The organism is Paraniabella aurantiaca (genome assembly GCF_050309965.1).
Taxonomy (GTDB): Bacteria; Bacteroidota; Bacteroidia; order Chitinophagales; family Chitinophagaceae; genus Niabella.
The window spans coordinates 2,510,783-2,536,683 of the sequence record NZ_JBLOSY010000001.1; the positions used below are offsets into that span (position 1 = coordinate 2,510,783).

Consider the following 25,901-nt stretch of genomic DNA (forward strand, 5'->3'; position numbering starts at 1 on the left):
CCTTCACTACTTCATACTTGTAACCCACCAAACGTTTCCAAAGGGATCTTCAATGCCGCCACTGCGGCCATAATCCTGGTCGGCAAGTTCATTAATAATGGTTGCACCATTGGCAAGCGCTATATCCACCGTCGCATCGGCATCTTCCACATAAATGAATAAATTAGCGTTGGCCACACCATAAAATTCATTCATGTCGGCAAACATAATATTGCAGCCATTTATTTGTACCTCGGCATGCATAATGATCTTATTATCATTATCGCGATAGCTTTTAAAGATCTCTTTAGCGCCAAAAACAGTTTTTGTGAATTCGATAAAGGTGTCCGCATTTTTAAGGATCAGGTAAGGCATCAGTGGTTGATGTCCATTGGGTATTTTCATTGCAATATTTTGTTGTTATCAGTTACAGAATTAAAGAGTGTAAGATAATATTATCGGGCCAGATATTGAAATAGTGTGAAATCAATATTCAGGATCCAGGGAAGTGCTATTGCCAGGCCCCAGAGTAATGCCAGCATCATTTTAGTTGGGATGGAAGCGTCAAGCAGCAACAATCTCGGCGATAAGGCCGCTTCTACTTCACTGGCAATTTTATTTTCATTACTATGATACTGATAGGGCGGACCCGGATGAATGGTTTGGAAAGCTGGCGTTTGTTGAATTATAATGGCTCTTATTCTCCAATAATCTTCATCGGAAAGTTCGTCATAACTGGTATAAACATCAATACCGGCATGTTCTAACTCCCTATCTAATTTGGTCAGGCTGCGGTTTTTAATGTACCGGTAAATAAGGAGTACCGGCACAATCAGCAGGATGTAGAATTTTAAGAGAACGAGGGTGACTGTTATAACAATCATTGATAAATAGAAATAGATATCGCTGAGCAGTCCTTCCTCTTCCAGGTAAACCCTGTTAAACAACTGACCTCCGTCTAAAGGGTAAACAGGAAGCAGGTTTAAGAGGTTGGCCCAAATGAGGAGCTGGGCAATTAATTGCAGCGGTATGTCTCCAATTTTTAAACCGTTATTACCTATATCAAAAAAGTATACGGCTATTCCCAGTAGCAAACCCGGTATTGGTCCGGCCAGCAAAATAAAAATGCTTTGGCGTTGGCTAATCTCATTCTTAGAGCCTTTAACCAATGCACCGATAAAGGGAAGAAAAAGTACCTGTACATCAGCATAACGGTAATACTTCATAGCAATAAAATGACCGGCTTCATGTAGTAGTAATATACCAAATATCACCAACAAAAGATCCCATCTTCGAAGTAACAGGTAGCCAAATCCTACATATAGGACCAGGCTTTTTAAAGCATTAGCCAAAGAATTGGATACCACCGGTTCGGATAAAGGAAACCGGGGTGGCATTGGGTTAGCGGTATTACCAGGGCCGGCAATATTATTGGTTTCCGGCTGCATCAAAAGACGGTTTAATTTTCTGGTAGAGAACATCCGGCAATTTGGCTCTTTGCCGGGTAGCTGCATTCATAAAAAAAAGCAGCACATTCCCGGTAGCCAGCAACTCGTTTTTTTCATTGTATACCTCCTGGTGAAACAAGATTTTATGATCTTCAGGTAATTGCTTTAATATAGTTTTGATGGTGAGCAAATCATCATATAAGGCCGGCCGCAGGTATTTACAATTGACTTCTACTACCGGCATGATAATGCCGGTCTTTTCCATGTCTGCATAAGTAAAACCCAGGTGCCTTATGCATTCCGCTCTTGCAACTTCAAAATATTGAAAATAATGGCTATGGTACACTACACCCATCTGGTCGGTCTCGGCATAGCGAACCCTTATAGTAGTTTCTGCAACGTACATGTTTATTTACCTATTTTTTTATCCAGGCTGAATTTGCCAGGTCCCATTAAAAAAATTACAACGAACAAAGTGAGGAACAGGCCTGCGCTTTCACCTTCTCCGAAGAGTTCACCACCATGTGCGAAAAATAAAGCAACTACCATTGCAATAATAAGTGGTAAAGACGCCAGCCTGGTTAATAAACCAATGACCAACAGGCCTGCACAAAAAACCTCTGCAAAAATGGTCAATGAAAGGGAGGCTTTTGTACCTATGTGAAATGGATCGGCAAAGCCTTTGGATAATATAGCATTGAAGTTGCTGATTTTTTTAAGTCCATGATTCATCAACATAGAGGAACCGGTAACTACGCGCAATAATAACAAGGCAATACTAACGGATGGTTCAGCATATTTTGAGGTCATCAATTTCATGTAGGAATATTTAGTTTTTATATGTAACAAACATAATGAAATAATTAATAGTGAAAAGGTGAAGTGTAGCCAAAGCCGGGACGGGGATTAAAATCCGGTATAGTTGCTTTGGTGCTATGGTGGCAAACAGCCATATTTGTTATATTCGTTTAAAATTAGCGTATACCATGTTTGATGTTCTTGTGCAATACCTGTTTGAGTTTGGAAGACTGGAACTACCTCCGGTAGGGAAATTTGAATTGGAAAGTAAAGCCGCCAATGCTAATCTTGCTGAATCTACCATAGCAGCACCAACCTGGATAATTGGTTTTAAGCCTTATAGCGGAGATGTGAAAACAGGTGAAAATAGCCGGTTGCTAAGCTGGCTGGCTGCTAACGGGAACATTTCTACAGATGAGGCTGGAAGGCAGTTAGAGCATTTTGTTACTGATCTGCAATCCAGGCTGAATAACGGGGAGTTGGTAAGTTGGCCTCAACTGGGCCTATTGCAACAAAATAATGGTGAGATACAATTTCAGCAAAGCGCAGCTCAAATGTCCCCGTTTACCGATGTAGCGGCAAAAAAAATAAAAAGAGAAAATACCAATCATCAGACTTTGGTGGGGGACAGGGAGACGACTACCGCTCAAATGCGTGAGCAGTTACAGCTTCCGGATGAAAAGAGAAGAAGCGGTGCTACCATGATGTGGGTGATATTGGGCGTAGCCCTGATAGCGGCCGCCTGGTTTTTTAGTCAGAAAGGATGTAGTGCCTCAGCCAGCGGTAACCAGCAAAAAGTTGAAAGCCCGAAACCCGGAGATACTTATAAGATTCGTTAATGAACTAAAAGCTTGTTATCAGTTAGTCTGCAATTGTACTGATCAGTTTTTTCTCGCCCACAATCCACAAAAGATCCCCTTCCTCAAAAACCCAGGTAGATTCAGGGTTGAGATGACGTTCTCCATTCCGTTCAATACCTACTACCAGTCCGTGAGCTAGGTTTTTAATGTCGCTCTCGCGGATTGATTTGTGGATCAGTGGTGAGTCTGCATCGATAGTTAGCTGATCCAGTTTCATTTCTACTTCACGTGCACTTTCTATGATTTTTTTATCAGGTCTTAAAATGGCATTCATCCTTCTTTCCTGGCTATCGGTACAAATAATAAAGAGCTTATCGCAGGGATAAATTTTTTCATCGCGGTCGGGTGGAATAATAGAGGTAGCTCCCCGCTTGATCATGGCCACATTTACACCTACCCGTTCCCGCCATTGTAGTTCCATCAGTGTTTTGCCAATGATATTTACGGCTTCCGGCGCTACTTCAAAAGTAGTAAGGTGTGCATCCCAAGGCGCCAGGTTCTGATTCTTTTTCTCCGCTGCCTGTTCGGCCAAAAGGCGCTGTTCTTCAATCTCGCGGTTATTGAGATTTTTTACAAAGCGGTCTTCAATGTTATCGTAAGTGCGTTGCAGTCTTTTTCTGAATATTAATAATAGTATCAATAACGCAATACCTACCATAAGCGCAAAATCGAGCGAATAGATACTTCTTAAAAGCCCGATAATAAACAGCAGGGCCAGTGAAACTTTGATGATGCGCATGATCCAGATAGGACCATGATATTTCTGTTGGGTATAGATCCTTGCGAAAGGCTCTGTTTTCTCATTTCTTACAATCAATGCCCATAGGAAAGGGGCCATGGCCAATAAAGCCAGCACTGCAGATGTGGCGCGTCCAAATCCCCGTGCCACTTCCCGTAACCAGGGTAAAACAAAGCTATCGTTCAAAATGATCAATGCAATTTCTATTGCTGAAAAAACAACGGTATTGATCAGGAAAAATTTCAGTACATGATTCCAGTCGCTTACGGCTCTTAAGGCGGTAGCTTCCAGGCTATAACGGTTTAACCGGGATTCCCACTTAGGTGAAAGGCGCCCAGCGATCCAATTGTAGATGCGGGTGCTGGAAAGCGTTAACGACGGAGCTATAAAAATGGTTAAAGCTGAAACGGTGATAATAATAGGGTAGAGTTCTTCACTCACAACTTTTTGCTTTACACCCATTGATGCGATGATAAATGAGAACTCACCGATCAAGGCCAGGCTCATGCCCGTTTGGATGGATGTGCGAAGGCTGTTTCCCGAAATAAAAGCCCCCAGTGTAATAACAATGCTTTTGCCAATAATTACGGCCGCAGTAATGAGCAAAATAGGTAGCCAGTGATCTTTGATTACGTTCAGATCGATCAACATACCTACAGATACAAAAAATATTGCGCCAAAGAGATCTCTTACCGGGATGACCAGGTGCTCTATTCTTTCGGCTTTGGTGGTTTCCGCTAAAAGCGATCCCATAATAAAGGCTCCTAAAGCTGCAGAAAAGCCGGCTTGTGAAGAAAGATATACCATCAGGAAACACATGGCAATAGCAACGATCAGCAAGATCTCATCTGATAAGAAGTTTTTAGCTCTTTTTAAAAGGGATGGAATAAACAGGATACCGCCTACGAACCATACGATAAGAAAGAAGCCTAGTTTTAAGATGGACATACCAATTTGCCCTGCATCAAAAGTATGGCTGGCAACAAAAGTACCTAACAGCACGAGCAGTACTACAGCAATCAGGTCCTCAACCACCAGGATGCCATATACCAGTTGGGCGAAATTTCTTTGTTTCAGGCCAAGGTCTGCAAAGCTTTTTACAATGACAGACGAAGAAGATATGGTCAGGCAGGCTCCGAGAAAGATGCAATCCATAAAGGGCCAGTTCAATAATTTGCCGAGGCCAAATCCTATAGCCGCCATACCTACGGCTTCAAAACCGGCTGCTGTAGTGGCCGATCCGCCCATTTTGGCCAGTTTCTTAAAGCTAAATTCCAGTCCCAGGCTAAATAAAAGAAAGATAACGCCAATCTCGCCCCAGGTTTGTACATCGGTTATTTCGTAAACTTTCGGGGGGAATATTTTAAAATTGGGGCTGATTAAAATGCCTGATACCAGGTAACCTAATATTAACGGGAGTTGCAGTCTTTTAAAAATAAGGGTAATAACAGCTGCCACGCCCAGTATCAGCGCCAGATCCGTTATCAGATGTGGTAAATGATTCATAAATATATAATTGTGTCCCTACCGGCTGTTTCCGGCATACTCCTATCTTCATTATGCTTTGGGGTCATTACCCAATGCACACAGCTCCGCTTCACAATATGTATCTTCAGCAAAGTAAATAGTCAATAGAAAAATTGTTTGGCTTTGGGCGAAATGTAATATTTTTTTTCGAAATTATCGCTTCCTTATAAGAAAAAAGAGGGAATGAAGTGGTGTAAGTGTTTGATAATGAGTATTGAAATAATAAATGGCGAATAAGAAATGTCTAATTGCAATTTTGTTGTACCTTTGCACTCCATTTTGAGAAAAGTGGATATTTCCTGAAGAGGCCCGTAAAGGGCTCCACCGGTGTGGAGACGCCTCAAAGGTTAACAATTAAATTAAAATTTACCATGCCTAAGGTAAAAACAAATTCAAGCGCGAAAAAGCGTTTTAAAGTAACAGCTACTGGCAAGATCACTCACCAAAAGAGTTTCAAACGTCACATCTTAACTAAAAAATCTACTAAGCGTAAGCGCGGTATGCGCATCGATGGTACAGTAGCACCGTCTCATGTACATTTCGTAAAACGTTTGTTGAGATTAAAGTAATTAGTAACCATTTTAAAAATATTTCAGAAAAAGGTTTTTAAAATTTTATATCTGAAATCTAAAATATAAGATATGCCACGTTCAGTAAATGCAGTTGCTTCTAAAGCCCGCAGGAAAAAAATATTAAAACAAGCCAAAGGTTTTTACGGCAAACGTAAAAACGTATACACCGTTGCTAAAAACGTTGTAGAAAAAGGTATGACTTACATGTATGTAGGTCGTAAATTAAAGAAAAGAGAATACCGTACTTTATGGATCGCGCGTATTAACGCTGCAGTTCGTGAAGAAGGGTTAACTTACTCTCAATTCATCAATAAATTACAAACTAAAGGTATCGAGCTTGACAGGAAAGTATTAGCTGATTTAGCTATGAACAATCCTGAGTCTTTCAAAGCTTTGGTAGCTTCTGTTAAGTAATTACTTATAGCAAAAAGTTTAAAAGGTGATGCATAATGCATCGCCTTTTTTATTAGGAGAATTTCAGTTAGACAATTTAATGTCTGCACATTTGTATTTTTCCTAATTTAGCGCTCAATTTTTAAACCAATAAGTGCCGGTGCAGCCGGCGTTATGGCAAATGAATAACTCATACTTAGGCCTGGTTGAACAGACCTTTAATTTTCCGCAGGAAAATATTGAAGTTAAAAAGGGCGACCTTATTTTTAACGGCATTGATTATAAGAGGTTAGTAGAAAAGTATGGTACGCCATTAAAGGTGAGTTACCTGCCCAAAATTGGTATTAATATCAACAAGGCCAAGCAGTATTTTGCTAATGCTATGAAGAAGTATAAGTATGAAGGAAAATACTTTTATACTTATTGCACCAAAAGCTCTCACTTCTCATTCGTGGTAGGGGAAGCTCTTAAGCATAATATACACCTGGAGACCTCTTTTGCTTACGATATAGATATCATCAACCAGCTATATAAGCGTCGCAAGATTAATAAGGACATCAATATTGTTTGCAACGGTTTTAAGCAAAGGAATTATACCTCCCGTATTGCTAAATTAATCAACAGCGGCTTTAGAAATGTGATTCCTGTTTTGGATAACAAAGAGGAATTAAATATGTATAAACGCAGCGTAAAAAGCAAAGAGCCTTTTAAAATAGGTATCCGTGTGGCTGCTGAGGAAGAACCTTCTTTTCCTTTTTATACATCCAGGTTAGGAATCCGCTCAAAGGATGTACTGGAGTTTTATGTAGATGAAATAGAAGGCAATGAAGATAAGTTCCAGTTAAAAATGCTGCATATCTTCCTGAATAAAGGTATTAAAGATGACATCTACTATTGGAGCGAATTGCGTAAAAGCATTAACCTTTATTGCCAGTTAAAAAAGATCTGCCCGGAGCTGGATTCATTGAATATTGGCGGCGGTTTTCCTATTAAGCACAGCCTGGCTTTTGAGTACGACTACCAGTTTATGATCAACGAGATCATCAGTAATATTAAATCGGCCTGTAAGAAAGCCAAGGTACCCGTACCGAATATTTACACCGAATTTGGCAGCTATACAGTTGGTGAAAGCATGGCGCATATTTACAGTGTAATAGGAGAGAAGCGTCAGAACGACCGGGAAACCTGGTATATGATCGACTCGTCTTTTATTACCACCTTACCTGATACCTGGGGCATTGGTGAGAAATTTTTGATGCTGCCTATTAATAAATGGGATAACGAATACCAGCGTGTGGTGTTAGGAGGTATTACCTGCGACGGCCATGACTATTACGATAGTGAGGAGCATATCAACGAGGTGTTTTTACCTAAGATAAAAAATGATAATGGCGTAGGCAACTCACGCGTACGCCCGGTAGATGCGGTAGACCTGGAAAAGAAGCAAAGCCAGGAAAGTGATGATGAACCTTTGTATGTAGGATTTTTCCACACAGGCGCTTACCAGGACCAGATCAGCGGTTATGGGGGTATCAAGCATTGCCTGATCCCTTCGCCCAAGCATGTGATTATCGAGTATGATAAAAACGGGGAGCTGGAAGAGTGGGTATACGCTAAAGAGCAGTCTGCTCAGAGCATGCTGAAAATATTGGGGTATTTGAGGTAGTATTTACGAAAATATTTATACAAAACTGCGGTCTACATCAGGCCGCAGTTTTTTTATTCCTTCCAAATTGTATGCTTTGATAAATCAATAAGACATAAAAAAAGCAGGAAGAAATGATGCTTCCTGCTTTTGGTTTCAAACTTATTTCTAACCCTTATTTCATAAACATACCTCTCGGGTTATTAACGCCCGATATAAAGGTTTCGGCTTCTGTTCCGTCAAGGTTGGCACGTTTGATCAGGTTATTATTGGTTTCGGCCCAATAAAGTTTATTAGCACTATAATCGATGGTCATACCCGAACTACCCCTGCTACCAGTTAAGTTGGCAAGTTTTACTATACCTGTACCATCAAGGTTAGCCTGCATAAGGCCTGTTTTGTTTCGGTCGTCGTAATAAATTTTATTGTTTACTTCGTCTACAAACATACCATAGCCGTAAGCGCCCTCAATCACTATTCCCGCACCGGTTCCGTCTGATTTGGAGGCGTGCATATTCTCGTCGTTTACTTCGTAATAATAAATCATGTTGGTTTTGCGGTTAAACCCAATGGCTCTCATAGCACCACCAGTTACCGAAATAAAGGTTTTCTGGTAATTGCTTCCATCCAGATTTGCTCTTGATACGTTAGGCCCATCCGCTATGTACATTTTTCCCTCGGCCAGGTTTATGGCTATGCCATAAGGAGATGCCAGTCCCGAAAGTAATTCTACCTGGTTGGTGCCATCAGCATCCATACGCCACACTTTACCTGAATTGGCAGTTAGGAAATCGCAGTAGTATATTTTTTTGTTGATGGAATCGTAAGCCATTCCATGGCCATCTTTACCTGTCATGTTAACAACAGTTTCAGCAGGAGAGCCTGGCTTAAGAGATATTTTACGAATGAGTTTTGTACCATACTCGATAAAATAAAGCTCTTTGTCGCTATCTGTACTGGCATTAGGATCGATGATGGCCAGATCCCTGGAATAATTGCCCGTACCACCGGCTCCCACAACTTTAAGCTTAACGGTGTAAGTACCTGCTTTGCTATAGGTTTTAGTAGGGTTGCTTTCTGTAGACTTTGTCTCATCACCAAAGTCCCAGCTATAAGACTCCCCATTTTCAGATTCATTTTTGAATTGAATAGGTTCATTCATTTTCAATTCGGTATTGCCGATGGAAAAGAAGCTTTTTACTGTTGGAGGTAAGTCATCGAAGTTGTAATTGTTTTTCTTACAGCCCGCCGTAGCTATTAATGCTAGGAGTAAAAAGGCGGGAAACAGTTTTTTAAATAGAATCGTCATATTAACGTATTTAAGTTTGTCAGCCCTGGTTAAATACAGGGCAGGCTTTGGTTTACTATTTTAGTTCAAAGCTTTCGCCAGCCGAATACAATGAGAGGGCGGCATTTTTAAAAGTAACTTTATTACCTTTTTTCAGCTGTTTAGGTTGGGACACCACCACTACCTGGCTTTCGCCGGCTACGGTTACTTTTTTTCCTGTTACAATAATGGCGGTAGCTTCATCAATACCAATTAATGTTTTATCAGGATGATCAGCCAAAGCGCTTAAAAGCCTGTTATACCTGCTGCGAATGATGAAGTGCTGATCAATGATCGCGCTGGTTAAAAAACCCATCCCGGATGAGGTGACTACACTATTACTTTTTATTTCTCTAAAGCTGTCTTTATCACTCTTTCCTTTTTCTTCTCCGGTGATCATGATCTGAGACATTACTGCGGCGCCTGCGCTGGTGCCTGAAATAGTGGAACCATTGCGAAATGCCTGGTGCAATGCTTCGTATAATTTAGTACCTCGAACCACATCCATAAATTTATTCTGATCACCACCGGTGATGAAAATAAATCGTGCATTCTTAACCGAATCGATCCAGGTTTGCTGGTTATCGGCCTGTGCCCTGGTGAAATTAAAGCTGGTAATTTTATTGTTGCATGCTGCTGATAGCTGGCTGCTGATATAAGCCACCGATTCTTCGGGAATACTGGTAGCCATTGGCAGTACAACAATGTAGTCGTTGGGTTTTAATTTTGCTGTTTCTACCATTTGCTTAACCAATGCGGGAGACCGGTCTCCGCCACCAATAATAAACAAGCTCCCTTTATTTTGGCCAAAGGTTAATAATGTAGTAGCCAAAAAGGCAGTGAGTAAAGCGCTCTTTTTATTAAAGTATGTTTTCATTATTTGTAGATGTATACTGATATTTTACCATTTTCATCAACTGTACCGCGGTACATGCCTGATGTGTTAAACTCCATAGCTATTTTGCCCGATTTGTCCAGGCCAATGATACCGCCGTCTCCGCCCATTTTGCCGATCTCATCAATTACCTGCTTGGCAGCCTCGTTTACAGGAAGCTTTTTTAGTTCGATGAGCGCTGACATACGGTTGGCTGCGACCTCCCTGATATAGTATTCTCCCCAGCCTGTGCAGGAAATACCGGCGGTAGCGTTGTTACAATAAGTGCCTGCGCCGATGATAGGGGAGTCGCCTACTCTGCCATATTTTTTATTGGTCATACCACCCGTAGATGTGCCTGCAGCCAGGTTGCCTTTGTTATCCAAAGCAACGGCACCTACGGTTCCAAATTTTTTATCTTTATCAGAGATGCCGTAGATCTCGCTTTTTCGCGGATCAATGTCATTGTACGCGGCCCTGCCTTGTTCTTCTTCCTTTATGGTTCTTTGCAGCTGATCCCAACGCTCCTGTGTAAAGAAATAAGATTGCGGAACTGTATCGCATCCATTAGCAGCTGCAAACTGTTCAGCACCTTTGCCCACCATCATTACGTGCTCTGATCTGTTCATTACGGCTATAGCCGCATTAATAGGATTTTTGATATTGGTTACACCGGCTACTGCGCCTGCTTTCAGCATTTGACCATCCATGATGGAAGCATCCAGTTCGTTTTTGCCGTCATGTGTAAATACGGCGCCTTTCCCTGCATTAAACAAAGGGGAGTTTTCCATTGCATTAATAGCTGCCTGTACTGCTTCTATTGAGGTTTTTCCTTCTTTCAGTAAATGATAACCATTTTGAAGCGCTTCTGTAAGTGCCGCTGTATAGGCCTTTTCCTTTTCAGGGGTCATGAACTTTTTTTCAATAGTGCCCGCTCCGCCATGAATAACCATGACATATTTAGCGTTGTCGGTTGTTGCAGATTGATCACTACATGAAAACACAATGATGCTGCAAGCCAGGGCCGAAAAAAAAGTTTTTAAAGTATTATTCATATTCAGGTATGTTTTCTGTTTCTTGTAAACGTTACTAAGGGCGGGCTGTCTGAACCCAATTGCCACCTACAACAGACCACCATAATTTTTCGAGCCCTGCTGTAGTTTCCGGCTCAAAGCGGCTTATATTAAATTTGTTGGCGGTAGCTGCAGCTGAAATGGCGGATACCATTATGGCCTGTCCGCCGCTGTTCCAGGTTACCGGGCTCCCGCTGGTAAATGTTTCGGGAGTTTTTGCCGCATCTGTTTTTAGGAAGAAAGCTTTATTGGTGCCTAATACCTGGGCCATGCCTGTTTCATCGATACAAACTGCGGTGGCTTCATCAACAGCAATGCCATAAGGTGTTTTACTCCAGTCTTTCATAATTCTGCCCAGGAAGGCTACAGAGCGCCCCTGGCGGTTACGCTGGGTAAAATGCTGATCGGTTATTACATTTTGCAGGAAAGGCGCTTTGATAAAATCATCGCTGCCCAGTGTTACCTTTTGGGCGTATGGGTTGGCCAGTGCTTCAGCAGATTCTAAAGTGCCCCTTTCTCCACTGAAATAATAGTTGCTAAGAATAGCTGCACCTGCGCTGGTTCCGCCAACAGGTACTTTTTTCTCTGTAAGCAGATAATTAATTGCTGCCATCAACTTGGTGCCTTTCCAGTACCCGGTATAATCCGACTGATCGCCACCCGCAATAAAGAGCATCTCCGCATTGCGGATAATCTTAGCTACGCCGTCATCATCTGCCAGCTTACGGGAGTCTATCTTTAATGTTTCAACGGAGTTTACGGTGCCTAATCCTTTTACATAAGCATTGTAGGCATCAGTTCCGGTAGCTCTTATGATTACTACGTCGCCGCCGCCGCTGCGAGCTATCATCCATTGAAAGGCAGCAGATACATCCGCTCCTCCGCCCATTATAACGATCCCGCTTTTGGTGGTGGTTTGTACATCGGCTATGTCTCCTACAATTCCTATAGATGCCAAACGTGTTTCCGGGGGTGCCGGTTTAGGTGCGTCGGGCCGGAACGGGTCATTGGGGTCCCATTTTTTTTCGCAGCTCGTGAGCAAAACCGCAGCAACCAGTATCGTATAAAATTTCTTCATCTTTAATAATATAAGCGTTTAATAGTTCGGGTTTTGGATCATGTTTTTATTAACGGACATTTCCCTGTCTGAAATCGGGAAGCAGTACTGGGCTGCAGTAGGCTCAAGCTTTAGAGCTCCCGATGTATTGATAGCATCCTGCGTGGTACGTTCTACAGGTAAATTTCTCCGTTTCAGGTCGAAGAAGCGATGCCCTTCAAAAGCCAGCTCTTTAAAACGTTCGTTATAGATAGCATTTAAGAGGCTTTGCTTATCAGTAAAATTCTGATCAATATAATTATAAACCCTGGCTCTTCTTAAATCGTTCAGATCTTTCGCGGCCGCAGTAATACCAGCGGCACCGGTATTGTTCTCGAGCTCAGCTTCTGCCTTAATTAAATACATCTCACCTGCACGAAACAATTTAACATCTGTAAGGCCGCGATAAGCAGTATTACCACCAACATATTTGTTTATTAAATACTGTGATTTACCTGCCGGTCTTGTAGGCGCATATTGGATATAGCTGCTGAAACGTACATCATCTGCGCGTTGCGTATTAGAGCCAAATAAATCAATCAGTTTAAATGAAGGGGCATATAATACAATTTCCCCCGTTTCGCGAAAGAATGCCGCTCCCAGCCGGGAATCCCCGATTGCTCTTGCCAGCTTCCAAATAACTTCAGACTGACTGCTATCTTTCCATATTTTGCCGAAATCACTTTTAGGAGCTAATGGTTCTGCTGCTATTACTTCTGATGCGTAGGTGATAGCATCGCCCCATTTCTTTTCATACAATGCTGCTCTTGCCTGTATCGCCGCTATAGCCGTTTTAGTAATGCGGGTATTGTCATTGAGGCCCGAAGGTATCATTTCTTTAGCTGTTTGCAGATCTGCATTCAGATTATCAAAGTTGGATTTTACCGACTCCCGCGGGAGATACTCGAGTGTACGTTGTTTTATATAAGGCATGCCCATACCGTTGGGCTCGTACGATGAAGCATATGCTCTTATCAGCTCAAGGTACGAATATGCTCTAAGTGCCAATGCTTCTGCACGGTATCGATCCAAACGGTTTTGCTCACCGGCCGCAGGAATGGTAGGAGCGGCTTCCAATACCCTGTTAGCACGGTCTATCACTACCGCATATTCATAAAGCGCCGATGTAACCGAGCCTGAAGTAGAATTGTACAGCCATCTATGAGCCGAGTTATTGGATACAGTATTTTCTGTGGGATACATCACTTCATCAGATACGATGGCGCCTGCTTCAATTAGTGAAGTAGTTAATGCTGCGTAAGCTCCCAACACACCCAGGTTCAGATCATCTAAATTACGATAAGCTTTAGAAGGGTCGATGACATCAGTAGGAGGAGTGTCCAACTTAGAGCAGGACTGGAATATAAGTCCTGCCAGTAATAAAGAAGCAACTATTGTTCTTATGTTCATGATGATCAGATTAAAAATTAACATTAATACCTGCAGTATATTTCCTGGCATTCGGGTATTCAAACCTGCCGTACTGCCGGTTGTTTTCCGGGTCAAGGCCCCGCCATTTAGTCCATGTAAACAGGTTTTGTCCCTGTACGAAAATATCAACCGATTTTAAGATCCTGGTAGATTGCAAAAGGGCAGTAGGTATACCGTAGCTGAGTTGCAGGTTTCTTAAACGCATAAAGGATGCATCCTGTATATCTTTCGACGTGAAATTCCTCGGCACATCAATGCGTTGCAGAATGGCGTTGTCCCCAGGCTTTTTCCAGCGATCGTATAACATTCTTTTGCTTTGATTACTGGTCATGTAGGCCTGGTTTTCGTTATAGAAGTCGATATTATTCCAGCGCTGTACATCGGATACAAAGGATAACAAGGCGCTTAGTGTTATACTCTTCCAACGCAGGGCAGTGGTAATACCACCGGTTAACTTAGGGAACATATTTGCTGAAAGCGGAATGGCCTGCGCTTCTGCACTATATATATTGGTAACTGAGCCATCACGATTATAGTAAAGGGCATCTCCGTTAGCAGGATCTACTCCTGCCCACTGTTGTGCATAATACGTTCCATAAGGAAGACCTACCTTGATGATTCTGGTATCACCGTCGGGCAATTCATCCGTAACATCACTTACCTTCAAAATTTTGTTTTGGTTATAAGCCCCATTAACACCAATATTCCAGTTAAAGTGTTCTTTTTGAATCACATCTCCACTCAGGCTGAATTCAATTCCTTTGTTGCCCATTCTTGCGGAGCTTAAAGGTGCAGTTCCACCTGTTCCGGCACCAGAGAAAGCGGAAAGCGGCAGGTCGATAAACATATTCCTGGTAATCTTATTATACCAATCAGCAACAAGCTTTACTCTTTGTGCTTTAAAAAGCGAAAGATCAAATCCCACGTTCAACTCGTCCACATATTCCCAGTCAAAATCAGGATTACCAATATTAGTAGGTCTGATTGCCTGCAGCCCCCCATAAGTAGTGTTTGCAGAATAAGTAGGCAAGTAGGCGAAGCTACTGCCAAATGGACTTGCAGTTTGTCCGTAACTGGCTCTTAGTTGTAAAGCTGCAATAAATTCAGTGGCTTTCAGAAAATTTTCCTGTTTAACATCCCAGTTGGCGCCGAAAGAGTAGAACCCATGCCAGCGGTTTTTAAGCGGCACTGACGAAACGGATGCCCCGTCGTACCGGTAACTTGCAGTAAGTGTATATTTATTATCGAGTGTATAACGACCCACACCCATATACGAAAGCATAGCGCTATTAGAGCGGCTGCCACCAAGAGCGGGCAGGAATCCGGTACTAACTGTAACTCCTGCGGGTGTTTCCGGCAGTCGGTCGTCTAAACCATACCCCCTGTAACTAAAGGACCTGGCATTATTATACAAGTATTCAATAAATCCTGACACTTCAAAGTCGTGTATATCTAACCTTTTTTTATAAGTGATGCCGGAGGTAGAAACCAGGTTAAAGTTTCTTCTGAATCCTTCTCCGAAAGCACCTTTTCCGCCTGCCTGCCTGCTTCCGATATAAGACAATGGGTTGATAAAAACCTGGTCAACTGAATTTCTATAGTCAATACCATTTCGTGTGCTGATCTTTAATCCTTTAATAATTTCATAAGTGAGATTAATTCCAAGAATGGTTTTAAATTGTTCCGTTTTGTCAGAAGCGCCATACAATACATCAATACCCCGGCTTCCTTCACGGGTATCATAAAAGCCCAACCCATCATCAGTAGCATGAAATACACCATCGGCTGTATAAGGGTATTCGTAAGGCAGCGCATAGTACACTGATGCCATAGGCGACCCTACGCTGGTACCGCCTTCATTATACGTAAACCGGGAACTAGAGTAGCCCAGGTTGATATTGAAGCCTGCGGTAAACTTACCATAGTTCATATTGGTATTGCTGCGGAGCGAAAACCGGTCCAGCCCGGTTTCTTTTACAATGCCCTGCTCTCTCCAAAGGCCTATTGCGTTATAAGTTTGAACGTTTTCGTTACCACCGCTGAGGCTCAGCTGCTGCTGCATAAAGTTGGCGTTCTGAAAGAACAAATCTCTCCAATCTGTATTGATCCGTCCCAGGCTATCCAATATGCCGTCTCTTTGCTGTTGTTCAATCGGAGAAAGTGATGCATAGTCGGGATTCTTAGGAGATAAGGTCCAACCCGGGCCAATATTGCGACCGGTTTCCAGCCCTACTTCTTCTTCGAAACGCAGGCGCTCACGAGTGTCCATCATTTCAAACCCTGGTTGCGTCAATGTTGAAAAACCATATTGTGAACTGTAACCGATATTCAGCCTGCCTTTCCTGCCTTTTTTGGTCGTAACCACGATCACACCATTAGAACCTCGTGAGCCATATAATGCTTTCGCAGAGGCATCTTTGAGTACCGTAACAGATTCAATATCTTCCGGGTTAATGGTTTGGAAATACCCACTCTCTATGGGAATACCATCCATAACATATAGAGGCGAAGTGGAGCCGTTGATGGAGCCAATACCCCTTATTACTACAGAAGCGCTTTGGCCTGGCTGACCTGAGCTCGAGATAACACTCATGCCCGGTACCCGTCCCTGCAGTATCTGGTCAAGGGTACTCATCGGTACTTTATTAATATCCAAAGCATTTACCTGGGTGGAAGCACTGGGACTATTGCGTTTCGTATATTCGGTATACCCCGTTACAACAATCTGATCTAAATTGACCATGTTCGACTGAAGGGTGATCATAATACTGCCGGCTGTTCCTACCGTAACGGTTTGGCTAATATAGGAAGCGTGAGAAATAACCAGCTCATCTCCTTCATAGGCTTCTATAGAAAAACTACCATCGGTAGCCGTTGTGGTAATGGTGCTATGGCCTTTAACGCTTATTACGGCACTCTCAACAGGATTGCCATCTGCATTCACAACCTTACCGGTAACCGTCTTAAAAGTCCTTTTAGTGTAAGAGATGTTTGTTTTTAAATCAAAATCATTCTTCAATCTCATTTCAGCCTTCGTCTGAAATGCAAGAAGCAGTGAAAAAACAGCTAGCACCGTATTTTTCGACATGCTTTTTAAAAAAGACAGCCAACTGCCCTTTTTCTCATAAACAATTAATGTCATATTTATAATTAGTTTTAAAACGTGCGAAAAATAGCGTTTTATATGCTTAAAAAGAAAAAAAATAACTATAACTTAAGATTTATACCAGATTTGGCACCTTTTAGGAAAAATAAGTCACTAAATAGTGAGTTTTTAATTTATTCAAACCAATAATTGCAAGTGAAGCATGATTAAGTGTATGCCTTACAGCAAAAAAACCATAAGACCGAAATCTTATGGTTTTTTTGCATAATTCAAAATAGCTGTTTACTCTGTATTTTTTTTATAGAACCGATACCCGTCCATATCTACCATACATTGAGCAGCGGCAATAGTTAATTCGTTATTGTTACTATTGCCTAAGGTGATTGTTGAAGGGTAGTAAGGCGCTGGTTTTCCAACATCTCGGATATCCTGGAAGACAAAAATTTTTTCGAGATTTTCAGCCTTACATCTGTTAGTGTATACTACTTTATACTGACCGCTATAATAGACCGTATCGCTTTTCAATATCTCATATTGTCCATTTCTTCCGAGAGTAAGAACTTCTTCTCCTGAACAGCTATAGTAGAAAGCTCAACGATGGGACGCTCTTTTTTAAGAAAAACGTTCGGCTATTTATTACGAATGGCATACACACTAATGGTTGAAACTTTGTCTGCTAAGTTAGTTGGTAACCTTTACATATTTACGATAGCCGCCACTGTTGCAATCAAGAATAGTAAGAACACCTGAACCTTCCAAACCTATAGATTGTGGAAAGCCGGATGAGTATAAAAACGAATTTTTGAAACAGCCATCTGCTCCCGTGAGATCGAGATTTCCTAAAGTAATTTTTCCATCGAGGTTTGTTTCAATAGATCCCTTATTGCTAATGCTAATCGTTTGCCTGGGCATGGTTACCGGACCACACCCTGCACAGAGCATTTCATTCAACTTCCATGTGCCGGCAATTTTTGTGTAAAAGTCCGCTACATTGTCGGGGATTTTCGTGGTTTCCTCTGGTGTTTCTGTAACAGCATCCTTTTTACAGGAAATGACACTAATAGTAATAAGTAGTAGTAGGAATGTTTTTTTCATAAATTTTATTTTTTTCAGACATGAAAAAATACAAAACTGCAACAATATGAAATTTTTTTTAGAACTTAAATGTTCCAACTAACATTCCATCTGCTTCTTTCCCGTTTTCACCGCTTTGCAGGGTTACAATTTTACGGGTTTCTTTACCACTGGCATAGTACAGGTAAATCTCAGCCATTAGCGTAGTCGGGCCGGTGATGGTGAACCGGTCCTCGTTGAAAAAGTTAGTTTCTATTTTGTACTCACCTTTCGCCGCTTTCTTTAACAGGAACTGTTCAGGACCGAAGCCGTCGGTAAAATCATTGCTGATCCTTCCACCGTTGCTGGTGCGGTTATAACTATAATAACATTTCTCGCCGTTGGGATCGGTTACCCAAAGATCAATATCGGTGTCAGGCTTATTCCAGTTCAAAACCACGCGAATGTCAACGGGTAGATTTGCGATAATGCGTTTATCGATTTTAGAAAGGTTCAGTCTACTACGCTGTTGCGACACCAGTTTATTAATTTCCATTACAATCACTTCTTCGATGCCTTCATCCCTGGATGCAGCTTCTGCGCTGTAGCTATTAGTAAGTATGGAATAGAGCGCATCCAACGCTTCCTGGTAGCGACCGTTGTCTATAAGCGCCAGGGCGTAATCGCGTGTACTTTGCGGATCCATAGGGCGCCAGTCAAGGATCTTTTTTGCTGTCCATAATTGTTTGGCATTGTTGCCTAGTTGTTTTAATTTATAAGCCATCATTTTATACAAAGAGGCATTTTCGATGGAGAGTTCGGTGATATTGCTTAGTATCATAAATGCAGTATCCGCTTTCTTTTGATTATAAAACCAATCAGCTACATCAAAATAAAAGGATGGAGTTGTTTCGTATTCTTTTCGCAATGCTAAATAGGTGGGGTAAGCCTGGGTTTTATGAACAGCATTTAGTTTTTTTATATAGTCTTTATCAGTTTTGAATTCCGGAATCTCTATTTCCGGCGTCCCATCGATTGCCTTTGTTTGTCCGGTTGTTACACCCGGCATCCCGCCTTGTAATTCTCTTTCTATGCTGGTGTTTTTAATGGCAGCGATTGTCATTTCAGCATTTCTTTGAACATTGGAGATGGCAGGTGCTTCTTTTACTTCCTCGTCTCTTACCACATTGGGGCTGGTAAATGCTGGCACCTCAACTCTTGGCGGAGGGGGAGGAGGCGTACCTACAGCGTCAACAGTGGAAGGAGCCGAATCGGCCATGATGGAAGGAATAGGATACTTATTTTTTTTTGATATGCTTGTAAAATCGGTGCGCCACCATTCCTTTAAATCAGCTACCGTCGTAGCTGCCCGCTCCAGTAAATCGTTTACCCTTTGCTCTTGGGCAATCCTATTTTCTTTTTTCAGCTGGTTAAACTCCGCCAGCAGTTCGGCAGGAGGGGTAATGTCATATCGAATATAATCGTCGATATTTTCGAGTACCATCAGGCTGGTATTTCGTGTTACAATACCGAACTGTTCACCTATTACATTTAGCTCTTCTTTGTATTTATCATAATAAATGTCCATGGCCGCAATTTTCTTTTGTGCCCATATTTTATGCACGCTGATGTCTTTAGCTACTACACCCGCTTTTATCTTTTTTCGTAACGTTATTTTGTTCCCCCAGCCATAAAGTAAGGTGATCTCATTACCGGGATCAGTGATCAGCCCCGCAACGGATATTGATTGAATAACCGGTATTTTAATATTGGGATATACTTCGCTTACACCGGGTCCTTCTACGCCCAGGAACTGCATATATTCCTGACCCAGGGCATCAAAAGCCTGATCCGCGCTCTGGTTGCCAAGATTAATAAACTGTCCGCCGGTTTTCTGACTGATATTTTTCAATACACTATAGTCAGCAACCGGATTGGTAGTAACGGTATGTATGGGGCGATTGATATGGATTTCAGCATCTCCGAAACTACTCATACCATCTGTAAAAAAGAGTATTTCGTCCAGTGCGGCAAAAAGTACCTGGTCAATAAATACCGGGAGCTTTAATACGCTGTAATCAGTAGCTCCGTCATATGTAAGCTGCTCCAGTTTTTTTCTAAGCTCACTCCATTGCCCATTCACAATTTTATAGTTGCCACCATAGGAAAGCCGGTTGTTGAGCAGGCCCAATGCAATGGTCAGGTTTTGCTTTTGTTGGATGATCTGGTCCAGTAGCTCGATTTCTTTTTGATGATCTCTTTCAGCGCCGCTGAGCGATACATCCCACAATAACCCAATAGTATTGCCCCATTGCCTGGCACGACTTTCAGTGGCGGGGAAATCATTGATCAGGAAATATGCACGTCCATCCGTATTGCGCTGCAAAATGCTTTCATAAGTATTGGTTTTCTTAGGCAGGTTGATTAACAGCGGTTGAACAGGCTGGTAGTTTTGCTTTTCCATTTTGGCCGTAAAAACATTGTCGTACCCGGAAAATGTGAAACTGCCATCGGGCTGTTTTAATAAAACCGGTTTTTCTTTGGTTCCCCATATTGATGCTTTTAGTGAAAACCTGGGAATAGCTTGCGTGTAATTAAAAGGCAGGTAATATTGTAAATCATGATGTTTATTGGTGGTAAGTTCTTGTTCATACCCAATCATAACAGTACGTATGCCGCCAACCGGCAAGGGAAATATTCTTGTTCTGAAATTATTGCCTTCTACTTTTTCCAGGATGCCCGGATCGATATTGCGGTGCTGGATGCTTTCAAATACTTCAGTGGCCCGTGCTTTTGACACAGGAACCGCTTCCCGCATCTTCCCGTTAATGTCGAGCGCATATTTGCTTACCGTGACTCCTTCAGGCATGGGAAAGGTAAGTTCTCCTTCCAACACCCGGCTGCCATTGTTTTTAAAACTCAGTAGCATGGTTGTGGTAGCAATATTGCCAGTGATGGCTACATCTATATCTATCTGTTCTAATATAACCGGGTTGTTTTTTTCTTCGCCTACCTTTAAAGTGGGCATCTGAGCATAGGAGCACCAACTGGTTAGCATAAATAGCACGATAAAAGAAAGTCTCATAGAATCTGTTTCTCCTTAGATGCAGCAGCTACCTGTTTTTCATAAAATAACTGGCCTTATTATTGAAATGTGTTGAAAATGTCGTGTTGAAGTGGCGGGAAATCTCGCTACTTTAGCAAAGAGGAAAAACTTATTGATATGAATCGTTTTTACGGGATACTTTATATATTGGTGGCTGGATCGTTAGTTGCTGCCTGCAGCAGAAAGGGAGCCCCTCCGGTAAGCACCATGCAAACAGAAAGTGTGCACCATAAATGGAAGGTGAAGAGTGCTGATGGTATGGCGATAGGTGGAGATACTTATATTGATCTAAGGGATATACGTCATTCCGGAGCAACAGCCGGCTGCCGGTATTTTTCATTCACACCTAAATCGGCCATAACAGCAGAATGCAGATTGCTAATATAAGTACACATTTATTATCCTGCCCGGATGATCTGGCAGACCAGACATTAAAATTGAACCTGGAATCTGTATACTCATTTTCTGTAACCGACAAGGAGCTACGCTTGCTGGCTAAAGATGGGCATACTGTTTTCTCCGCAGAAAGGGCAGCAGACGATGAGGGAAATTCGATAAGTAGGAAATGGCTGATACAGGAAATGATCAATGCAGATCATGAGCAGCTGACAAAAGATAAAGGTTTTTTAGACCTTACTGATCTGACCAGAGCTCAGGGGGGAGTAGGGTGTAACAAGTTCTCTTTTAAAGTAACTGCCGATGATACCTATCATATCGCTTTGGCTGATGCTGCAGCAACCGAAATGTATTGTCAGCATGCCGCAGCTAATGAATCAGTTTTTTCCAAACTGTTACCGCTGGTTAACAAATACCAGGTTGTCGGTAACAGTTTGAAATTATTTGATAAGGATAATGTATTGCTATTGTTGGCAACAGAAGTATTGCTATAAGGAAAAATTAAAACTCAATAGTTTCACCAACAGCAGGGAGCAGCAATGTTTTACCGGCTTCGGCGAAAGCATCTACAGCAGCTTTTATATCTATTTTTATTAAATCAAAAGTGTTATAATGCACTCCAATGATTTCGTTACATTTAATAAAGTCCGATGCAATGATAGCGTCAGCTGCATCCATGGTATAATTGCCACCGATCGGCAATACGGCAAAATTTAAATGTGTAAACAGGGGAATGAGCTGCATATCCATAGTGAGGGCAGTATCGCCTGCAAAATAAAAGTTTATTTCTTCTGAGGTGATCACAAATCCGAGCGGATTTCCTCCATAAGAGCCATCCGGCAAGCCCGATGAATGTATGGCGTTAACAGCTCTGACTTTCCCGAAGTCGAAGGGCATAGGCCCACCATGATTAAGCTCATGTATGTTGTCAATTCCTTGTTTACCCAGCCAGCCGGCAACCTCTGGAGATGTTATTATTTTAGCACCGGTTCTTTTGGCAATAGGCACTACATCGGCAATATGGTCACCATGGCCATGCGAGACTAATATATAATCTGCCTCAATTTTTTCTATATCGATATGTTGGGCTAAAGGATTGCCACTTATAAAGGGGTCGAACAATAGTTTTTTGCCACTTATTGTTACTGAAAAAGATGACTGACCAAGGTATGTGAATTGCATAATAATTTTTTGCGTAAATATAGATACTAAATATTTTTAGTTGATTAACGAACTGTTGTTATTCTGAAAGCTGAGATACTGATATGATAGAAAGAGCCCTTTATATAAGAACTCCTGGCATGCCGGGTTGTAGTTGCGATATATTTTGTACTTCTGTACCGCTTTAATTACCGGCGAGCATTTTTTTGTTCCGTCTTTGTTTGACAGGGCAATTCTTATGAATCTATTTGTTTGTTGCGGAGTATTTACCAAAATCCTGTTCGGAGCAGGGGCGTGCAAACAGTACCATTAAAAATTTATTACTAATGTTTCAAACACTAAATTTGAAATCTGTTATTTTCCTTACCTTTGCAGCCTTAAATTTCTTACTTAGGGTAAATATTTTTTACCTTATTGAAAATGAGTTGTTTAAGTAATAAGAAAGTTTATAATTCAATTAAGAATAATCATGGCAGATTTAAAATTTCAAAGGAACTTTGGTATTGCCGCCCACATTGACGCCGGTAAAACCACTACAACTGAACGTATTTTACGTTACACAGGTATGATTCACCGTATTGGTGAAGTACACGATGGTGGTGCTACTACCGACTGGATGGAGCAGGAAAAAGAGCGCGGTATTACTATTACATCTGCTGCGGTAAGCTGTAAATGGCAGTTTCCTACAGATAAAGGAAAAGCGATTGCAGGTACCACCAAAGACTATTCTTTCAACATTATTGATACTCCGGGTCACGTGGACTTTACCGTAGAGGTAGAGCGTTCTATGCGTGTACTGGATGGTCTGATCGCTTTATTTTCTGCGGTTGACGGTGTTGAGCCTCAATCTGAAACTGTATGGCGCCAGGCTAACCGTTACAGGGTTCCACGTATCGGTTTCGTAAATAAAATGGACCGTCAGGGTGCTGACTTCTTGAACGTGGTAAAACAGGTTCGTGAAATGTTAGGCTCTAAAGCGGTTCCTTTGCAGTTACCAATTGGTGCTGAAGATAATTTCCAGGGTGTAGTAGATCTGATCCGTATGAAAGGTATTATCTGGCACGTAGAAACAGAAGGAATGACTTTTGACGAGATCGATATCCCTGCCGATATGGTTACTGAGGCTGAAGAATGGCGTGCTGCACTGGTTGAAGCAGTTGCTGAATACGATGACACTTTAATGGAGAAATTCTTCGAAGATCCTAATTCTATCTCTGAAGATGAAATTCACGAAGCGATCCGTAAAGCTACTATCGACCTGAGCATCGTTCCTATGATGTGCGGTTCTTCTTTCAAAAATAAAGGTGTACAAACCGCTTTAGATGCAGTTTGCCGTTACCTGCCTTCTCCTGTTGATATCGAGGCGATTGAAGGTACAGATCCTAACGATCCTGAAAAGAAACTGGTTCGTAAACCAGATGCAAAAGAACCATTTGCAGCATTGGCTTTCAAAATCATGACTGACCCATTCGTTGGTCGTCTGGCATTCTTCCGTTGTTATAGCGGTCACTTAGATGCAGGTTCTTATGTATTAAACGTAAGAAGCGGTAAGAAAGAGCGTATCAGCCGTATCATGAAAATGTTCGCCAATAAGCAAAACCCGATCGATTTTATCGAAGCAGGTGATATTGGCGCAGCAGTAGGTTTTAAAGAGATCAAAACCGGTGATACCCTTTGCGACGAAAACCATCCGATTACATTAGAGAACATGTTCATCCCTGAGCCTGTAATCTCTGTAGCTGTTGAGCCAAAAACGCAGGCTGACGTTGATAAAATGGGTATGGCTATCGCTAAACTGGTAGAAGAAGATCCTACATTACGTGTAAAAACTGACGAAGATACTGGTCAAACCATCCTTAGCGGTATGGGCGAGCTTCACTTAGAGATCATCATCGACCGTATGCGTCGTGAGTTTAAAGTTGAAGTTAACCAGGGTGCTCCCCAGGTGGCTTATAAAGAAGCTTTCAATACAACTGTAGAACACCGTGAAACTTTGAAAAAACAAACCGGTGGTCGTGGTAAGTTCGCCGATATCCAGTTTAGCCTGGGACCTGTTGATGAAGAATGGCAAAAAGAAAATCCTGATAAGAACTTCCAGTTCGTAAATGATATTTTTGGTGGATCTATTCCCCGTGAATTTATCCCTGCAATTCTGAAAGGTTTTGAAACTTCAATGACAAGCGGTGTATTGGCTAACTACCCTGTAGATAACCTGAAGATCCGTGTATTTGATGGTAGCTTCCACGCAGTGGATTCTGATGCAATGTCTTTCGAGCTTTGTGCTAAACAAGGTTTCCGCGAGGCAGGCAGAAAAGCAAAACCTATCTTGTTAGAGCCAATCATGAAAGTTGAGGTATTAACTCCTGAGCAGTACATGGGTGATGTAACGGGTGACTTGAACCGTCGTCGTGGTATGATGGAAGGTATGGATACCCGTGCCGGTGTTCAGGTAATCAAAGCAAAAGTTCCGTTGAGCGAAATGTTTGGTTATGTAACTCAATTGCGTTCTTTAAGCTCTGGTCGTGCTTCTTCTACCATGGAGTTCTCGCACTATTCTCCGGCGCCAAATAACATCGCTGAAGAAGTGATTGCAAAAACAAAAGGTAAAGTAACTGCTTAATTTGTGAACAGTGAGTAGGGAATAGTGAACAGGTAGTTTCCTTAAATATTAAAGCCCCGGCCCAAGAGTCGGGGCTTTTGATGTCGGCAGGGTGGCGCCTCTCTTGAATAGCCAGTTGTTGGTTAACTACCTGGAAATTAGTATCTTTGCAAATCAAATAGCACCAATATGAACCTAAAAAACTACTCCGTCATTTTTCTCTTTGCAACCCTGCTTTCCTGTAGTAAAGGGTCGGATACGAAACTGAACGACTCATTGCCTGAGGTATTGATCGCAAAAAAATGGCAGCCACAAACCCGGCAGATTCTTGAGAAAGGATATGATAATACTGTACAAGTTAACCCGTCATCTGAAATTTGGAATTTTCGGACGGGCGGCATATTTGTTCAGCAATCATGTGATGATTGTCCCGATCAAAAGCCCGGAGCCTGGAGTTTAAGTTCCGATAAGCAAAAATTAACTGTTGTTTTTTCTTCTAGTAAAAGCATTGAATATTCCATCGTTTCCTTAACTAGGGATAGGCTGGTCATAAAGGGTGTGGACCTGGTAGGGACTTGCGGTGTATTCGATACTACAGGGGAACCCGGCTGGGAGGCTCCTGCCTCTTGTCCTACAGGGGTGGTGCAATATGAGCTGACAATGGTGAAATAATCCGGGCCTTTGCGGAAAATCAGATAGTCATGGTCGCCAGGCTTTA

At 42.0% G+C, this 25,901-nt stretch carries 23 protein-coding genes; 8 read left to right on the forward strand and 15 right to left on the reverse strand.

Annotation, left to right across the window (positions count from 1 at the left end; all coding sequences use genetic code 11):
• Window positions 1-6 precede the first annotated feature (6 nt).
• Genes ACLOAU_RS10970 through ACLOAU_RS10985 form a run of 4 tightly spaced genes read right to left on the reverse strand, consistent with a single transcriptional unit; the run spans window position 7 to window position 2,246 of the window.
• Window positions 7-384: a VOC family protein gene (locus ACLOAU_RS10970; protein ID WP_427861915.1), complete on the reverse strand. Its 378-nt coding sequence runs from the start codon at window positions 382-384 to the stop codon at window positions 7-9.
• Between the two features lie 50 nt (window positions 385-434).
• Complete coding sequence (locus ACLOAU_RS10975; RefSeq protein ID WP_427861916.1) at window positions 435-1,427, reverse strand: site-2 protease family protein; 993 nt, start codon at window positions 1,425-1,427, stop codon at window positions 435-437.
• Window positions 1,408-1,833 (reverse strand): acyl-CoA thioesterase, encoded by a 426-nt coding sequence (locus ACLOAU_RS10980; protein WP_427861917.1) that lies wholly within the window; start codon window positions 1,831-1,833, stop codon window positions 1,408-1,410. The genes ACLOAU_RS10975 and ACLOAU_RS10980 overlap by 20 nt, the downstream gene beginning before the upstream one ends.
• Window positions 1,834-1,835: 2 nt before the next feature.
• The gene (locus ACLOAU_RS10985; RefSeq protein WP_427861918.1) at window positions 1,836-2,246 is read right to left on the reverse strand and encodes a DoxX family protein; all 411 of its coding nucleotides are present in this window, start codon (window positions 2,244-2,246) and stop codon (window positions 1,836-1,838) included.
• Between the two features lie 167 nt (window positions 2,247-2,413).
• On the opposite strand from ACLOAU_RS10985, the gene ACLOAU_RS10990 reads away from it, so the two are divergent.
• Window positions 2,414-3,064 (forward strand): hypothetical protein, encoded by a 651-nt coding sequence (locus ACLOAU_RS10990; RefSeq protein WP_427861919.1) that lies wholly within the window; start codon window positions 2,414-2,416, stop codon window positions 3,062-3,064.
• A 22-nt stretch (window positions 3,065-3,086) separates the two neighbouring features.
• Here ACLOAU_RS10990 and ACLOAU_RS10995 read toward each other — a convergent pair whose 3' ends face one another.
• Window positions 3,087-5,330, reverse strand: a complete 2,244-nt coding sequence (locus ACLOAU_RS10995; RefSeq protein ID WP_427861920.1) for a cation:proton antiporter domain-containing protein — start codon at window positions 5,328-5,330, stop codon at window positions 3,087-3,089.
• 392 nt (window positions 5,331-5,722) lie between these two features.
• Here ACLOAU_RS10995 and rpmI point away from each other — a divergent pair, with 392 nt between their 5' ends.
• The 3 genes from rpmI to ACLOAU_RS11010 all read left to right on the forward strand — a co-directional run bounded on the left by rpmI (window position 5,723) and on the right by ACLOAU_RS11010 (window position 7,982).
• Window positions 5,723-5,920, forward strand: coding sequence for a 50S ribosomal protein L35 (rpmI, locus tag ACLOAU_RS11000; protein ID WP_114792011.1), 198 nt, complete (start codon window positions 5,723-5,725; stop codon window positions 5,918-5,920).
• A gap of 72 nt (window positions 5,921-5,992) precedes the next feature.
• A complete protein-coding gene (gene rplT / locus ACLOAU_RS11005; protein WP_114792010.1) occupies window positions 5,993-6,337 on the forward strand; it encodes a 50S ribosomal protein L20 in 345 nt (114 codons plus the stop codon).
• A 160-nt stretch (window positions 6,338-6,497) separates the two neighbouring features.
• The gene (locus tag ACLOAU_RS11010; RefSeq protein WP_427861921.1) at window positions 6,498-7,982 is read left to right on the forward strand and encodes a type III PLP-dependent enzyme domain-containing protein; all 1,485 of its coding nucleotides are present in this window, start codon (window positions 6,498-6,500) and stop codon (window positions 7,980-7,982) included.
• 154 nt (window positions 7,983-8,136) lie between these two features.
• Here the strand turns inward: ACLOAU_RS11010 and ACLOAU_RS11015 are convergent, their stop codons facing one another.
• From ACLOAU_RS11015 to ACLOAU_RS11055, 9 genes are all read right to left on the reverse strand, one after another.
• A complete protein-coding gene (locus tag ACLOAU_RS11015) occupies window positions 8,137-9,270 on the reverse strand; it encodes a PKD domain-containing protein (protein WP_427861922.1) in 1,134 nt (377 codons plus the stop codon).
• A gap of 55 nt (window positions 9,271-9,325) precedes the next feature.
• Complete coding sequence (locus ACLOAU_RS11020; protein WP_427861923.1) at window positions 9,326-10,165, reverse strand: cyanophycinase; 840 nt, start codon at window positions 10,163-10,165, stop codon at window positions 9,326-9,328.
• Window positions 10,165-11,217, reverse strand: a complete 1,053-nt coding sequence (locus ACLOAU_RS11025) for an isoaspartyl peptidase/L-asparaginase family protein (protein WP_427861924.1) — start codon at window positions 11,215-11,217, stop codon at window positions 10,165-10,167. Before ACLOAU_RS11025 ends, ACLOAU_RS11020 begins: the two co-directional genes overlap by 1 nt.
• Window positions 11,218-11,251: 34 nt before the next feature.
• Window positions 11,252-12,313 (reverse strand): cyanophycinase, encoded by a 1,062-nt coding sequence (locus ACLOAU_RS11030; protein ID WP_427861925.1) that lies wholly within the window; start codon window positions 12,311-12,313, stop codon window positions 11,252-11,254.
• 18 nt (window positions 12,314-12,331) lie between these two features.
• Complete coding sequence (locus ACLOAU_RS11035; RefSeq protein ID WP_427861926.1) at window positions 12,332-13,741, reverse strand: RagB/SusD family nutrient uptake outer membrane protein; 1,410 nt, start codon at window positions 13,739-13,741, stop codon at window positions 12,332-12,334.
• A 10-nt stretch (window positions 13,742-13,751) separates the two neighbouring features.
• The gene (locus ACLOAU_RS11040) at window positions 13,752-16,904 is read right to left on the reverse strand and encodes a SusC/RagA family TonB-linked outer membrane protein (protein WP_427861927.1); all 3,153 of its coding nucleotides are present in this window, start codon (window positions 16,902-16,904) and stop codon (window positions 13,752-13,754) included.
• A 246-nt stretch (window positions 16,905-17,150) separates the two neighbouring features.
• Window positions 17,151-17,393 carry a hypothetical protein gene (locus ACLOAU_RS11045; RefSeq protein ID WP_427861928.1) on the reverse strand — a complete coding sequence of 81 codons (243 nt, stop codon included), beginning with the start codon at window positions 17,391-17,393 and terminating at the stop codon, window positions 17,151-17,153.
• 156 nt (window positions 17,394-17,549) lie between these two features.
• Window positions 17,550-17,963, reverse strand: coding sequence for a hypothetical protein (locus ACLOAU_RS11050; protein WP_427861929.1), 414 nt, complete (start codon window positions 17,961-17,963; stop codon window positions 17,550-17,552).
• 58 nt (window positions 17,964-18,021) lie between these two features.
• On the reverse strand, window positions 18,022-21,006 hold the full coding sequence (locus tag ACLOAU_RS11055; RefSeq protein ID WP_427861930.1) for a DUF2135 domain-containing protein: 2,985 nt from the start codon (window positions 21,004-21,006) through the stop codon (window positions 18,022-18,024).
• Window positions 21,007-21,144: 138 nt separating this feature from the next.
• Here ACLOAU_RS11055 and ACLOAU_RS11060 point away from each other — a divergent pair, with 138 nt between their 5' ends.
• Window positions 21,145-21,414 (forward strand): hypothetical protein, encoded by a 270-nt coding sequence (locus ACLOAU_RS11060; protein WP_427861931.1) that lies wholly within the window; start codon window positions 21,145-21,147, stop codon window positions 21,412-21,414.
• Window positions 21,396-21,917 carry an META domain-containing protein gene (locus tag ACLOAU_RS11065; RefSeq protein ID WP_427861932.1) on the forward strand — a complete coding sequence of 174 codons (522 nt, stop codon included), beginning with the start codon at window positions 21,396-21,398 and terminating at the stop codon, window positions 21,915-21,917. Before ACLOAU_RS11060 ends, ACLOAU_RS11065 begins: the two co-directional genes overlap by 19 nt.
• A 7-nt stretch (window positions 21,918-21,924) precedes the next feature.
• Here the strand turns inward: ACLOAU_RS11065 and ACLOAU_RS11070 are convergent, their stop codons facing one another.
• Window positions 21,925-22,605 carry a metal-dependent hydrolase gene (locus tag ACLOAU_RS11070; RefSeq protein WP_427861933.1) on the reverse strand — a complete coding sequence of 227 codons (681 nt, stop codon included), beginning with the start codon at window positions 22,603-22,605 and terminating at the stop codon, window positions 21,925-21,927.
• 448 nt (window positions 22,606-23,053) lie between these two features.
• Here ACLOAU_RS11070 and fusA point away from each other — a divergent pair, with 448 nt between their 5' ends.
• Window positions 23,054-25,204, forward strand: a complete 2,151-nt coding sequence (fusA, locus tag ACLOAU_RS11075; RefSeq protein WP_427861934.1) for an elongation factor G — start codon at window positions 23,054-23,056, stop codon at window positions 25,202-25,204.
• Between the two features lie 168 nt (window positions 25,205-25,372).
• Complete coding sequence (locus tag ACLOAU_RS11080) at window positions 25,373-25,855, forward strand: lipocalin family protein (RefSeq protein WP_427861935.1); 483 nt, start codon at window positions 25,373-25,375, stop codon at window positions 25,853-25,855.
• The last annotated feature ends 46 nt before the right edge of the window (window positions 25,856-25,901 follow it).